The following is a 12,247-nucleotide window of genomic DNA, read 5'->3' as shown; positions in this document are numbered from 1 at the left end:
AGCGGCCGCGGCGCCTCTCATGTCGCATCGTGGCGCGGAGCGCAAGCATTGTGCGATGAGCCAGAGGTCAAGGAGGCGTGAGCGGCAACGCTAAATTCATCAACGGCCGGTAAACCCTTGGCTGGCAGGATCGCAGATCGGATTGTGCCTGTTCGCGGAGCGAGAAACCTTGTCGCGCAGCATCGGGCTTGCCCACATCATCCGTCATGATGACGGCACCTCGACCGGTGTCTGGGGCATCTATACGCTGCAGAGCGCGTTCCAGCCGATCTTCGCCTTCAAGGAGGGCAAGCTTTCGGTCGTCGCTTTCGAGGGGCTGATCCGGCCGTTCCGCGACGGCGAGCCGCAGTCGCCGGGGACATTTTTCGGTACCTGCCCGGCGGCCGACCGGCTGCATATCGAGGCGCTGACGCGCACTCTGCATCTTTTGAACGCCGGTGTTTGCCTGCCACAAGAGGCGTCCATCTTCGTCAATTTCGACCCGTCGGTCTTCACCGATCGCAGCATCGCCGACAAGGCCTTGCGCGACATGCGGCTGGTGCTGCACGAAGCCGGCATCGATCCGCGCCGTATCGTCTGCGAGGTCACCGAGCAGAAATCGGCTTCGCAGGAAACACTCTACGATTTTGTCGAGGCGCTGAGGGCCAACGGCTTCCGCATCGCGGTGGACGACTATGGCGCCGATGAATCCGACATCAACCGGATCAAGGAACTCAAACCAGACATCGTCAAGTTCGATGCGCATTGGATCACCCATCTGATGGAGTCCGGCGCCGGCTTCGCCTTGCTGACGGCGATGGTGCAGAGCTTCGAGAACCAGGGGATCCGCACGGTCTTCGAAGGCATCGAGGAAGGCTGGCAGCTGGAGCTTGCCGAGAGGTCCGGCGCCTCCATGGTGCAGGGTTATGTGCTTGCCCGACCGGAGCTTGCTCCCACCAGCTTTCGCGTTTTCAGCAAGGGCACGCAGCCTTCGACCGAAGACGGCAAGGCATCGGCCGCCGCAAGCCCGGCGGCTCCAACGCTGCACGGACGGCCGGCAAGGGTTTTCGGCCGCAAAGTCACGCCATGAGCGAACGACCAGACAGGCGGCGCAACGTCGCCAAGGCGATCTTCGCCGACGAGATCGGCCTCCAGTTCGGCGTCTATGGCGAATTCCGGCTGTGGAGCGCCTATCAGCCGATTTTCGCGCCGGAGGGCAGGGTGCTCAGAGCCGTCGCCGTCGAGGGGCTGATCGAGCCGCGCCGCGTCGCGCAGCCGGTAGCCTCTTCGGTCTTCTTCGGCGGCATTCCCGCGCCCGACCTTCTGTTTGTCGAAACGATGTGCCGGATGCTGCATCTCGGCAATTATCGCAACATCGGCGTCGAGGGATTGACGCTGTTCTTCAACTATAATCCGACCATCAACGACCACCTCGGACGGGCGCTCGCCGAAATCCGGCTGATGACCAGGCATCTCGGCGACCTGGAGCTTGAGCCCAGCCTGCTGGTCTGCGAGATCACCGAACAGGCAGCCGACGACCAGGTTCTTGCCAGCCTGGTGCGCGAAATGCGGCGCGATGGCATCCGCATCGCCATCGACGATTTCGGCACGGGGCATTCGACCGAGGCGCGCATCGATCTGCTTGCGCCCGACATCGTCAAGATCGATGGCGCCTGGTTTGGCGAGCTCTGCCGCCATGCCGCCGCCGAACGCTTCTTCCGGCCGTTGGTGGCGACGCTGCACGAGCGCGGCGCCAAAGTACTGGTCGAGGGCATCGAGAACGCACAGCATTTGCGCGTCGCGCTCGAGGGCGGCGTCGACCTTTTGCAGGGTTTCCATCTCGCCCGTCCGGCGCTCGCCGGCACGATCTTCAAGGAAGAACCGCTTTCCGTCGATGCCCTGCTCGGCGCCGGCAACAAGGTCGTGCCCCTGCATCAGCATCGCTGATGCCGATCAAGGAAAATGCATCAGCATCGCTGATGCTCAACCACAAAAGACGCATCAGCATCGCTGATGGTTCTTCTCAAAAACAAATCACTGGATGAGACCCAACCCGCGCGCTAGAGCCTTCCGGCAAGACGCGAGAGGGCAAGAGGCATGATCCTTTACGATATGGCCGACAGCGGCAATTGCTACAAACCGCGGCTGTTGATGGCCAAGCTCGGCATCCCCTTCACCCGGGTCGAGGTGAGCTCGCATACCGGCGAGACGCGCAAGCCCGACTATGTCGCCAAGAATCCGAATGCGATGGTGCCGATGCTCGAGCTCGACGACGGCAGGCGCATCGCCGAGAGCAATGCCATCCTGCTCTACCTCGCCGAAGGCACGCGCCTCCTGCCGGCCGACAAATATGAGCGGGCGTTGGCCTATCAATGGCTGTTCTTCGAGCAATACAGCCATGAGCCCTATATCGCGGTGCGCAAGGCGCTTTTGACTTTCCCGGAGCGGGCGAAGGACGCGACAGCGGAACGATTGGCGCAGACGCTGGAACGCGGCAACAAGGCGCTCGGCGTGATGAACAGCCACCTGCAGCAAAACGCGTTCTTTGCCGGTAGCGCCTAAAGCGTCGCCGACATCGCTTTATACGCCTATACCCACACCGCCGAGATGGGCGGCTTCCAACTCGACGCCTATCCGGCTGTCGCCGCCTGGCTGAAGCGCGTCGAGGCGGACAAGGGGCATGTGCCGATCGAGTGGGTGCCTTAAGGCAGCGCCGGCGATTGGCGAAAACTTTGGCGGGAGCGTCCTTCTCCCGTCACTATACGGGGAGAAGATGGCGGCAGCCAGATGAGGGGCGGCGCCAGCTTTTGACGTTAATTTGCGATCTGGACTTTGGGGCGGAGCGAACAACGCTATTCCCTCATCGCCCTGCCGGGCACTTCTCCCCGTGAACGGGGAAAAGGAGGCCAATCGCCAAAATCCAGACAACAAAAAAGGCGGGCAATGCCCGCCTTCCTCTGCCGGTAGCCTGATCGGGAGCGTCTGGTCCGGGCTGGCAGCTATCTGCTGTTCCAGCTTGTCGGGTCTTTTCGCTCCGGCGCGCTTCTCGCGCGACCGTCAGTACATCCGTGACTTGCCGCGCGCCCCGAACCTTCGTCCGGCGCGCGCTATCGCCAAATCAGGCTGCCTTGCTAAGAGACCCAGCAGCGGACTTGCCGGTGCGGCGGTCCTGCTCGATCTCGAAGTTGATTTTCTGGCCTTCAGCGAGGCTGGTCATGCCAGCCCGCTCGACAGCGGAGATGTGGACGAAAACGTCCGCGCCGCCATTGTCAGGCTGGATGAAGCCGTAGCCCTTGGTGGCGTTGAACCACTTGACCGTACCAGTTGCCATCTAAAATGCCCTTCCACATTTGCTTTCGTTTGACCAGACCCGAAGTCCGGCCGGTGGTATCGAAATTTTGGAGACGTCAGCAAACGCGAGGGATCGCGAGGCCCGATCGATCGGCCAAATTCAATGGGCCGCATATAGGACAGTTTGCGAAGGAATACAAGACGGGTTGCCGGGGCGCTGCTCGCGGCTGCATGGAAGTTTTGACAGCGGCCGCGCGTTGTGGAGGGATGAGATGCTTGCCGTTCCATGGAGAGGAACCATGAAGACCGTTTTGCTTGCCGCCTGCTTCCTGCTGCTGGCCGCCGAGGCGGAGGCGGTGTCGCGCTACGATCCGACGCGCATGAGCTGCGACCGGGTGCAGGCGACGATCGCCAGACAGGGCGCAGTCATCCTGCGCTACCAGTCGACGCGCGTGCCGGGGCTGCCGCTTTACGACCGCTACGTGCGCGACGAGCGCTTCTGCAACGCGGGCGAAGCGAGGGCGCGCGCCTATGTGCCGAGCGCCGACACCAGGTCCTGCATGGTCTATGTCTGCAAGCGTCCGGATTTCGACCGGCGCTTCCGCCGCCGGTTCCTGCAAGATTAGAGCGGTTCGGCGTTTCACGGAAACGCCGAAACGCAATTCCGGAGGGAAGGCTACGGCGAAGCCGCCGAGCCCAACCGCTATGCACTTTTCCTGGAATTGCTCTTGTGTTCTCAGAACCCGAACGAGGCCTGCACGACCGGCGGCGGGCCGACGCGCACGCCTTCCATGGCCAGCATCCTTTCCTTGGTAGCCGAGCCGCCCGGCGCGGAGAAGCCGCCGATCTTACCGCCGGCAGCCAGGATGCGATGGCACGGAATGACCAGCGGGACCGGGTTGGCGCCAAGCGCCGCGCCCGTTTCGCGCGGAAGGCCGGCATGGCCGGCGCGCTTGGCCAGTTCGCCATAGGTGGTGGTCTCGCCGAAGCGGAGCTTGCGCCCCGCGTCATAAATGGCGAGGCGGAAATCGTCGACGCCGTCGAGGTCGACCGGCACGCCGGAGAAGTCGACGTCCTCGCCAGCCGCATAGGCCTTGATCGAGGCGATCAGATCGACCACCCAGGACGGCTGGTCTGTCGAGGCTGAGACGCCGGGGTGGCGAAGCAGCCGGCGCTCGACCGCTTCGCGGCTGCGCTCTGGCAGGCAAAGCCGGATCAGGCCCTTCTCGCTCCATGCGATGCCCATGAAGCCGATCACTGTTTCTAACACTGCGTGGCCGGCCGTGATCTGGGATGTGGGTTTCATGACGTATTCCTTCCGCAAAACAGCGAAAAACGAGTACATATCCAGAACAATATGGCACTTCCGCCCTGTTGTCGCCACCCGAAAACCGCGTGGTGGCCCCGATTGCCGGGTGTGAATCACTGGTGTAAGGACTTCTTAACAACCGACAAACCGGACCCGTACGGCTTGCCCGCTAAAATCATAATCACCGCGCTCGGCGTGCTCGTTGCCGCTGCTGGTCTGAGCGGTTGCACCTCGACCTCGCAGATGAAGGCCGCGCCCGCCCTTGCGGAAGCCTCGACGCCTGCCGTCGCGGACGACACGCCGACCCTTGCGCTGCCCGAGAAGGTCGCCGTATTGCCGGAGCCTTCCGGCCTTGCGCAGGTGCAGACCGCGGCGCTCACAGGCGATGCCGTCGCCGTGGCCACGACGCCTGGCGCGCCCGCGACGCCTGGCGCGCCCGCGACGCAAAGCGCGCTGGCGACGCAAGGCGCGCTTTTGCCGCCGCCTGTCCAGCCTGGCGCACCTCAGTCCGGTGTTACGCAGGCGCAACCCGCGGCCTTCGCGGGGGCGACGCCGGCGGTCGGCCAGTTTCCGCCGCCCCCGGCGCTGACCGCAGGCGGCTCGCCGACCGGCCCGGGATCCATCAGCCGAGCGGCGGTCTATACGACCGCGGCCGTTGCCATGCCGGTCACCGGCCAGTCGGCGAAAGTCGCCCCGATGCCCGGCGTCCAGCAGGTCGCCTATGTGTTGCCGGAAAATCCCGCGCTGCTTGCGGCACCCGGCCAACCCGAGCAGCACGCCAGCGGCCCGCGCGGCGAGATCGAACGGCTGATCGAGAAATATTCTGCGATCTATGAGGTGCCGATCGAGCTGGTGCGCCATGTCGTCAATCGTGAAAGCACCTTCAACCCGAAGGCCTATAATCACGGCCATTGGGGACTGATGCAGATCAAGCACGCGACGGCGCGCGGCATGGGCTATGACGGGCCGGCGACCGGCCTGTTCGACGCCGAGACCAATCTCAAATACGCGGTGAAATATCTGCGGGGCGCTTGGCTAGTTTCGGGCGGCAACGCCAAGCGGGCCGACACGCTCTACCAGACCGGCTATTATTACGACGCCAAGCGCAAGGGCTTGCTCGAGGAGACGGGCCTCGGCGTCGACCGCAAGCGCCGCCGCCTGCAACCCGACGCCTGAGCCGACGGGGCAGGTCGCTCGGCGTTCGAGACACCGCCATGCATGAAAACACGACGCCGCGCCCGCCGGCTGTCAACGACATCCGCCTGCGCAAGCTGTTCAACGATATGCTCGCCGCGCCGCACTGGCCGGAGGGCTTCGTTGTACGCACGTTCGAGCAACGGGATGCGCCGGTCTTGCACGCGTTGCTGGAGGAGGTGTTCGACGACGGCGCCGACGGGCCGTTCGACCAATGGTGGCCGCGCATTGCCGGCGATGCGGAGTTCGATCCCGCTCTCTGTTTCCTGGCGATCGACGGCAAGGGCCTGCTGGCGGGCGCGGCGCTTTGCTGGACGTCCGGTTTCGTCAAGGACCTCGCCGTCCATCCGGAGTCGAGACGGCAGGGCATCGGCGAAGCGCTGATGCGCCAGGTGTTCCTGGCGTTTCGCGAGCGCGGGGCGACGCATGTCGATCTCAAGACCAACACGGTGAAGAACACCGCGGCCTTCAGGCTCTACGAGCGGCTCGGCATGATCCCGGTCGACTGGGAAGGCCGATCCTTAAAGCGCGGCGTTACAATCACCTGCGCGCAGGCATTGTGAACAGCTTCACATAGGCTGACGTTAGGGCATGCTAATTCGTCGTCGTGCCGGGCGGCCGATCGGCGGATCGACGCGGGCAAGGCGTCGGAGGAGGCTGTGCCGGCATGCGTCAGCCACTCCCAGGCGGGCTCCGGGGCGGGGGTTTCGGAGCCCGTCCGCTTTGCGTGAAGCAAGGTGGACGGAACGGGCCACCGACGCGGTCGAGCCAACCGAGATCGGCTTCATCGACCCGCCGGCCCGATCGGCACGTACAAGCGCGGGAACCCTAAGCGGCGTGGCGCATTCAACGCAGGGGCCTTGATGAGCCGCGACCTGTGCGTCGCAGGGAGGTCCGCAACCCCGTGAAACTTGCTTTAGCATTCCTGGCCGCCGGCATCATGCTTGGCGCTGTTCAAGCGCGAGCCGTGGAACTGTCGATCGTGTCGGGCGACACCGGCAACGGCATCAAGGTGCTGCGCGAGATACTCGATCGTTACGAGACAAAGAGCGGCAACAAGGTCGACATCGTCGTCATTCCGCCTTCGACCACCGACCAGTTCGGCCAATACCGGCTCTGGCTCGCCGCCGGCAGCAGCGATATCGACGTCTACCAGACCGACGTGATCTGGGCACCGCAGCTTGCCAGCCAGCTGGTCGACCTGACCGAGGCGACCAGGGATGTGGTGGGTGAGCATTTCCCGTCGATCATCAGGTCGCAGACGGTCAACGGCAGGCTGGTCGCCCTGCCGATCTTCACCGATGCGCCGGCGCTCTACTACCGCAAGGATCTGCTCGACAAATATGGCGCCAAGGTGCCGACCACCTGGAAGGAGCTCGCCGATACCGCGAAGCTTGTGATGAACAAGGAACGGGCGGCCGGCAACAGGGACATCTGGGGCTTCGTCTTCCAGGGCAACGCCTATGAGGGGCTGACCTGCAACGCGCTCGAATGGGTGATGTCGAATGGCGGCGGCGGGATCATCGAGCCGGACGGCACGATCTCCATCGACAACCCCAAGGCTGCGGCCGCGCTCGACACGGTCAAGGGCTGGATCGGCACCATCGCGCCGCCGGGCGTGCTCGCCTATCAGGAGGAGGAAGCGCGCGGCGTCTGGCAGACCGGCAATGCCGTCTTCATGCGAAACTGGCCCTATGCCTATGCGCTCGGCAACAGCGAGAATTCGCCGATCAAGGGCAAGTTCGACGTGGCGCCGCTGCCGGCCGGCGAAGGCGGACGGCCGGTCGCCACGCTCGGCGGCTGGAACCTTGCCGTCTCCAGATATTCGAAACATCCGGACGCTGCGATCGGGCTGGTCAAGTTCATCGCGTCGCGCGAGATGCAGAAATACCGGACGCTCAAAACGTCCAACCTGCCGACCATCGCAGCACTCTATGACGACCCCGATATCGCCAGGCAGCAGCCGATCGTGCCGCGCTGGAAACCGATCTTCCTCGACGCTCAGCCGCGTCCCTCGGCAACCGCCAGGATCAAGTACAACGAGGCATCCAGCCAGTTCTGGACTGCCGTGCACGACACGATCTCCGGCCAAGGCCCCGCCGCCGACAATCTGGCCGATCTCGCTGCGAGGCTGACCAGGCTGAAAGGCAAGGGCTGGTGAGCGCGGCAAGGCAATCGCCGCTGATGCGCCAGCGCGTGCGCACGGCATGGATGTTTCTCGCGCCGATGCTGTTCGTGCTCGCCGCCGTGGCCGGCTGGCCGTTCCTGCGCACGGTCTACTACAGCTTCACCGATGCTTCACTGGCCGACCTGGACGCGCGGCAATGGATCGGCTTCGACAATTACTTTTCGGTGCTGCGCCTGCCGAGCGGCCGCCTGCTCTATGACGGGCTGCTCGTCGATCCGGTCTGGTGGCGCGCGGTGTGGAACACGGTACGCTTCGCCGTGGTGTCGGTGGCCTGCGAGACGGTGCTCGGCATGGTCGTGGCGCTTGCGCTCAACGCCGAATTCCCGGGACGTGGGATCGTGCGGGCGGCGATCCTCATTCCCTGGGCAATCCCGACCATCGTCTCGGCCAAGATGTGGCAGTGGATGCTCAACGACCAGTTCGGCATCATCAATGCCGCGCTTCTCGATCTCGGCCTGATCGACACCAAGATCGCCTGGACCGCCAATGCCGATACCGCGATGATCGCGGTGCTCATCGTCGACATCTGGAAGACGACGCCGTTCATGGCGCTGCTCATCCTGGCGGCACTGCAGATGCTGCCGCGCGAGATCCTCGAAGTGGCCAGGCTCGACGGCGCCAGCCCGTGGCAGATCTTCTGGCGGGTGACCTTGCCGCTCATCCGCCCGGCGGTGATGGTGGCGGTGATTTTTCGCGCGCTCGACGCATTGCGCATCTTCGACCTGATCTATGTGCTGACGCCGAACAATGCGCAGACCAAGTCGATGTCGATCTTCGCGCGCGAGAACCTGTTCGAGTTCGACAAGTTCGCCTATGGCTCCGCCGCCTCGACGCTGCTTTTCCTGATCATCGGCCTGCTCACCATCGCCTATATCCGGATCGGCCGGCTGAGCCTGGACGGAGGCCGCTGACATGAGGTTGCTGAAGCGCGCCGGCTTCTACCTGCTGCTCCTGGCGATCGTCTTTGTCGCGGTGTTTCCGTTCTACTACGCAATCGTCACCAGCCTGAAATCGGGAACAGAGCTGTTCCAGGCAGGCCTGTGGCCGCAATCGTTCAGCCTTGCCAATTACCGCAACGTGCTGACCGAGGGACCCTTCCTGCGCAATCTCGTCAATTCGCTGATCGTCTCCGGCGCGGTCGTCGCGATCTCGCTGCTTCTCGGCGTCACCGCGGCCTACGCGCTGGCGCGCATCCGCTTCCGCGGGCGCTCGGCGCTGATGCTCGCCATCCTGTCGGTCTCGATGTTTCCGCAGGTCGCCGCACTGGCCGGGCTGTTCGAGATCATCCGGGCGCTGCACCTCTACAATTCGCTCTTGGCGCTCATCCTGTCCTACATGATCTTCACCTTGCCGTTCACTGTCTGGGTGCTGACCACTTTCGTGCGCGACCTGCCGGTCGAGATCGAGGAAGCGGCGATCCTCGACGGCGCCGGGCCATGGACCATCCTGACGCGCATCTTCCTGCCGCTGATGTGGCCGGCGCTCGCGACCACCGGGCTGCTCGCCTTCATCAGCGCCTGGAACGAGTTCCTGTTCGCGCTCACCTTCACCTCCACCAACACGCAGCGCACCGTGCCGGTGGCGATTGCGCTGCTCTCCGGCAACTCGCAGTTCGAGATTCCGTGGGGCAACATCATGGCCGCTTCGGTGATCGTCACCGTGCCGCTGGTGGCGCTGGTGCTGGTCTTCCAGCGCCGCATCGTGTCCGGCCTGACCGCCGGTGGGGTGAAGGGGTGAGGGCGAGCCGGCTCGACCGGCGGCCGGCTTGCGGGCCTGAACGCAACCCTGCCGCCGATGCCGCGTTGGTTATCCGAGGGGACTTTTCCGGATCGGAGATCTCAGATGAAAACGCTTCTGCCCCTGGTCGCCGTCGCGCTTCTTGCCGGCGCGCCCGCCGCGTTCGCCCAATCGGACAATTCAGATGCGGTCGGGCCGATGGTGACCGACAACAAGGTCGACACCCCGACCTTCGTCGCGACCGTGCCCAACGCCAACACGTTCGAGATCCAGTCGAGCAAGCTGGCCGAGGAAAAGTCGGCCTCGTCCGACGTCAAGGCTTTCGCCGCGCAGATGATCAAGGACCACACCAAGGCCGGCGAGGAGTTTAAAGCCGCACTCAGCCAGGGTCAGACGACGGCTTCGATCAAGCCTGCCGCGCCGGGATTGCAGCCCAAGGAGCAGCAGATGCTCGACGAATTGAAGGCTGCGAGCGGCAAGGACTTCGACACCAAATACATCACGATGCAGACCGACGCGCATAAGGACGCGGTCGCGCTATTCTCGACCTATGCCAATTCCGGCGACGACCCGGCGATGAAGGAATTCGCCAAGAAGACGCTGCCGGTGCTGAAGATGCACGAGAAGCATGCGAAGGAACTGGCGGTCGCGCATCAGTGAGGGGCGCCCTTGCCTTCTCCCCCTGTGGGAGAAGATGGCCGAGCGAAGCTCGGTCTGATGAGGGGTGCTCCAGGGAATGCCGACGTCTCACTCCGCTGGAACCATCCGTCTCGGCGCTACGCGCCGATCCACCTTCCCCCACAAGGGGGAAGGGAAGGCATGGCGTTCCCTCGCCGCCGCGATAAGCTTCCCGCCAAACAAAGGAAGCACCGCCAGGAAATCATTGAAGTGTCCGTGGCGCCGCCGGTCGACATGATGACCAGCGAGATGCTGCGCGGCGACATCGAAACCCGGACTGAGGCGTCGCTGAAGGCGCTGAAACATTGCCTGGAAGCGGCCGGCACCTCGCTGTGATAATGCGCATCTACGCCGTCGATTCCGGCTTCTACAACGCCATCAACCGGGTCTATGCGACGTATTTTGCGAGCAACCCGCCGGCGCGGAGCTTCGTGCCGGTGGCGTCATGGCCGATAGAGTTCGATATCGATATCGATATCGAGATCGAGTGCGTGGCGGTGGCGTGAGTTGCTTTCTTTCTGCTGTACCATGGATTGCATGTTCTATCTGTGAGGCTATATTCGCCAATGGAGCGGGAGGGTAACGTGGCAGAAAAGGAAAATAGTAACAGCGCAGCCGGTGCGACGCCGAAGGACGACAAGAAGCCGACGCCCAATCGAGAGATACCAGGAAATATGCCCTACACAACGAGTGTAGGAGTTTTTAAGAGAGCTGTTCAGAAGATTCCTGTTAGTGAACGTCCACCGAAGTTCAATAAGGATTTCTTAAACACGGTCTTTGAAATAACCGGGGGGAGCTCAATACCGGTAATTCCGATCTTGAAAAAGGTGGGATTTTTAACAAGCGATGGTACTCCTACCAGTTACTACTCAGAATTCCAAACTGACGGCGGCAGGGCTTCGGCCGCGCTTTACGCGCTCAGGACAGGCTTTGCCGAAATCTTCAAACGGAACCAGTATGCGCACAAAGCGGACCGAGATAAAATCATTGATGCAATCGTTAGCATTACTGGATTAACTCGTTCTGATAAAATTGTTGGCTACATATATGGCACCTTCAATGTATTCCAGGAGTATGCACAAGGGGCCGATGATAATAAAAGCGCTCTGGCGAGCTCTCCTTCGGTTTCAGATTTAGCGACTCCTACTGCAGAGCGCGCCAGCGCTCCGCCAATTGGCCTCAACGGAATTTCTTATCAAATAAATCTGGTTCTCCCGGCGACTACGAATATCGAGATATATAATACCATATTCAGGAGTATCAGGGAAAACCTGATACAATGATAGACCTTCAGAAATTGGAGTTATATATATTAAAGTGCGCTGTTATCCAGGCGGAGGTAGAAAAATTTGACCAGGATGACATCCCGCCCTTAGGTGCGTGGCGTTCAGATTCTGCTAGTGTTTATGATGAGTATCTTGCGCAGTTCTCGAGGGATAGCCGTTCTCGTGCGTCGAAGATGGCGTCACATTATGAGCTGTTCTATCTTGTTGAGAATGAAATTAGGAGAATAATACAGGAGACTTTGGAGGACAGCCACGGGCTGTCGTGGTGGGACGTCTGTGTTGACCAATCTATCAAAGATGAAGTTGACAAAAATCGCAAACGAGAGCTAGAGCTTGCTTTATCTGTTCGCTCTGAGCGGGAAATAGACTACACGACTTTTGGACAGCTTGGAGATATAATAAGAAAAAATTGGGCTAACTTTGCCGGAATTATGAGTAACCAGCCGGCTCTATCCAGGGTATTGCATCAGCTTAATGTTTTGCGTGGGACGATCGCTCATTGCGGATTTTTGGCTGAGGACGAAGTTGATCGCCTCCATCTGACTATAAAAGATTGGTTCCGGGTAATGGCGGGTCCGCGGTAGC

Annotated in this window: 13 protein-coding genes and 2 pseudogenes; 13 read left to right on the top strand and 2 right to left on the bottom strand. The window is 62.1% G+C overall.

All coding sequences use genetic code 11. The features are described 5' to 3' along the window. Nucleotides 1–169: 169 nt before the first annotated feature. From FJW10_RS06915 to FJW10_RS06905, 3 genes and pseudogenes are all read left to right on the top strand, one after another. Complete coding sequence (locus tag FJW10_RS06915; RefSeq protein ID WP_140899390.1) at nucleotides 170–1,069, top strand: EAL domain-containing protein; 900 nt, start codon at nucleotides 170–172, stop codon at nucleotides 1,067–1,069. Further along, on the top strand, nucleotides 1,066–1,926 hold the full coding sequence (locus FJW10_RS06910; protein ID WP_140899388.1) for an EAL domain-containing protein: 861 nt from the start codon (nucleotides 1,066–1,068) through the stop codon (nucleotides 1,924–1,926). Before FJW10_RS06915 ends, FJW10_RS06910 begins: the two co-directional genes overlap by 4 nt. Before the next feature lie 150 nt (nucleotides 1,927–2,076). Further along, nucleotides 2,077–2,685, top strand: a pseudogene (locus FJW10_RS06905) (glutathione S-transferase family protein). Nucleotides 2,686–3,097: 412 nt separating this feature from the next. On the opposite strand, the gene FJW10_RS06900 reads toward FJW10_RS06905, so the two are convergent. After that, entirely contained in the window at nucleotides 3,098–3,310 is a 213-nt protein-coding gene (locus FJW10_RS06900; protein ID WP_027168154.1) for a cold-shock protein, read from the bottom strand. A gap of 259 nt (nucleotides 3,311–3,569) precedes the next feature. Between FJW10_RS06900 and FJW10_RS06895 the strand changes: the two genes are divergently transcribed. Next, the gene (locus FJW10_RS06895) at nucleotides 3,570–3,896 is read left to right on the top strand and encodes a hypothetical protein (protein ID WP_140899386.1); all 327 of its coding nucleotides are present in this window, start codon (nucleotides 3,570–3,572) and stop codon (nucleotides 3,894–3,896) included. 110 nt (nucleotides 3,897–4,006) lie between these two features. On the opposite strand, the gene FJW10_RS06890 is transcribed toward FJW10_RS06895, so the two are convergent. Further along, nucleotides 4,007–4,576, bottom strand: a complete 570-nt coding sequence (locus tag FJW10_RS06890) for a methylated-DNA--[protein]-cysteine S-methyltransferase (RefSeq protein WP_140899384.1) — start codon at nucleotides 4,574–4,576, stop codon at nucleotides 4,007–4,009. 165 nt (nucleotides 4,577–4,741) lie between these two features. On the opposite strand from FJW10_RS06890, the gene FJW10_RS06885 reads away from it, so the two are divergent. The 9 genes and pseudogenes from FJW10_RS06885 to FJW10_RS06845 all read left to right on the top strand — a co-directional run bounded on the left by FJW10_RS06885 (nucleotide 4,742) and on the right by FJW10_RS06845 (nucleotide 12,246). Beyond that, nucleotides 4,742–5,755 (top strand): lytic transglycosylase domain-containing protein, encoded by a 1,014-nt coding sequence (locus FJW10_RS06885; protein WP_140899383.1) that lies wholly within the window; start codon nucleotides 4,742–4,744, stop codon nucleotides 5,753–5,755. Between the two features lie 38 nt (nucleotides 5,756–5,793). Further along, nucleotides 5,794–6,336: an N-acetyltransferase gene (locus tag FJW10_RS06880; RefSeq protein ID WP_140899381.1), complete on the top strand. Its 543-nt coding sequence runs from the start codon at nucleotides 5,794–5,796 to the stop codon at nucleotides 6,334–6,336. Between the two features lie 341 nt (nucleotides 6,337–6,677). Next, complete coding sequence (locus tag FJW10_RS06875) at nucleotides 6,678–7,934, top strand: ABC transporter substrate-binding protein (protein ID WP_246674143.1); 1,257 nt, start codon at nucleotides 6,678–6,680, stop codon at nucleotides 7,932–7,934. Between the two features lie 23 nt (nucleotides 7,935–7,957). Continuing rightward, nucleotides 7,958–8,872 carry a sugar ABC transporter permease gene (locus FJW10_RS06870; protein WP_140899742.1) on the top strand — a complete coding sequence of 305 codons (915 nt, stop codon included), beginning with the start codon at nucleotides 7,958–7,960 and terminating at the stop codon, nucleotides 8,870–8,872. Between the two features lies 1 nt (nucleotide 8,873). Further along, nucleotides 8,874–9,698, top strand: coding sequence for a carbohydrate ABC transporter permease (locus FJW10_RS06865; protein ID WP_140899379.1), 825 nt, complete (start codon nucleotides 8,874–8,876; stop codon nucleotides 9,696–9,698). Nucleotides 9,699–9,803: 105 nt separating this feature from the next. Further along, entirely contained in the window at nucleotides 9,804–10,358 is a 555-nt protein-coding gene (locus FJW10_RS06860) for a DUF4142 domain-containing protein (RefSeq protein WP_140899377.1), read from the top strand. Between the two features lie 240 nt (nucleotides 10,359–10,598). Beyond that, nucleotides 10,599–10,882 (top strand): annotated as a pseudogene (locus FJW10_RS31040) (Rid family hydrolase); the annotation flags it as partial. A gap of 78 nt (nucleotides 10,883–10,960) precedes the next feature. Next, nucleotides 10,961–11,659 (top strand): DUF5343 domain-containing protein, encoded by a 699-nt coding sequence (locus FJW10_RS06850; RefSeq protein WP_140899376.1) that lies wholly within the window; start codon nucleotides 10,961–10,963, stop codon nucleotides 11,657–11,659. Further along, nucleotides 11,656–12,246, top strand: coding sequence for a Swt1 family HEPN domain-containing protein (locus FJW10_RS06845; RefSeq protein WP_140899374.1), 591 nt, complete (start codon nucleotides 11,656–11,658; stop codon nucleotides 12,244–12,246). The genes FJW10_RS06850 and FJW10_RS06845 overlap by 4 nt, the downstream gene beginning before the upstream one ends. Nucleotide 12,247 lies beyond the last annotated feature (1 nt).

Source organism: Mesorhizobium sp. B4-1-1 (assembly GCF_006439375.1).
Lineage (GTDB): Bacteria > Pseudomonadota > Alphaproteobacteria > Rhizobiales > Rhizobiaceae > Mesorhizobium.
Note: the sequence above shows the minus strand (reverse complement) of the source record. Positions and strands in the feature narration are given on the sequence as shown.

Bases quoted from the DNA above. Each gene is read 5' to 3' on its own strand.
- FJW10_RS06860 (WP_140899377.1), top strand. From the start codon at position 9,804: ATGAAAACGCTTCTGCCCCTGGTCGCCGTCGCGCTTCTTGCCGGCGCG.
- FJW10_RS06910 (WP_140899388.1), top strand. From the start codon at position 1,066: ATGAGCGAACGACCAGACAGGCGGCGCAACGTCGCCAAGGCGATCTTC.
- FJW10_RS06880 (WP_140899381.1), top strand. From the start codon at position 5,794: ATGCATGAAAACACGACGCCGCGCCCGCCGGCTGTCAACGACATCCGC.
- FJW10_RS06865 (WP_140899379.1), top strand. From the start codon at position 8,874: ATGAGGTTGCTGAAGCGCGCCGGCTTCTACCTGCTGCTCCTGGCGATC.
- FJW10_RS06845 (WP_140899374.1), top strand. From the start codon at position 11,656: ATGATAGACCTTCAGAAATTGGAGTTATATATATTAAAGTGCGCTGTT.
- FJW10_RS06895 (WP_140899386.1), top strand. From the start codon at position 3,570: ATGAAGACCGTTTTGCTTGCCGCCTGCTTCCTGCTGCTGGCCGCCGAG.
- FJW10_RS06900 (WP_027168154.1), bottom strand. From the start codon at position 3,310: ATGGCAACTGGTACGGTCAAGTGGTTCAACGCCACCAAGGGCTACGGC.
- FJW10_RS06890 (WP_140899384.1), bottom strand. From the start codon at position 4,576: ATGAAACCCACATCCCAGATCACGGCCGGCCACGCAGTGTTAGAAACA.
- FJW10_RS06870 (WP_140899742.1), top strand. From the start codon at position 7,958: ATGCGCCAGCGCGTGCGCACGGCATGGATGTTTCTCGCGCCGATGCTG.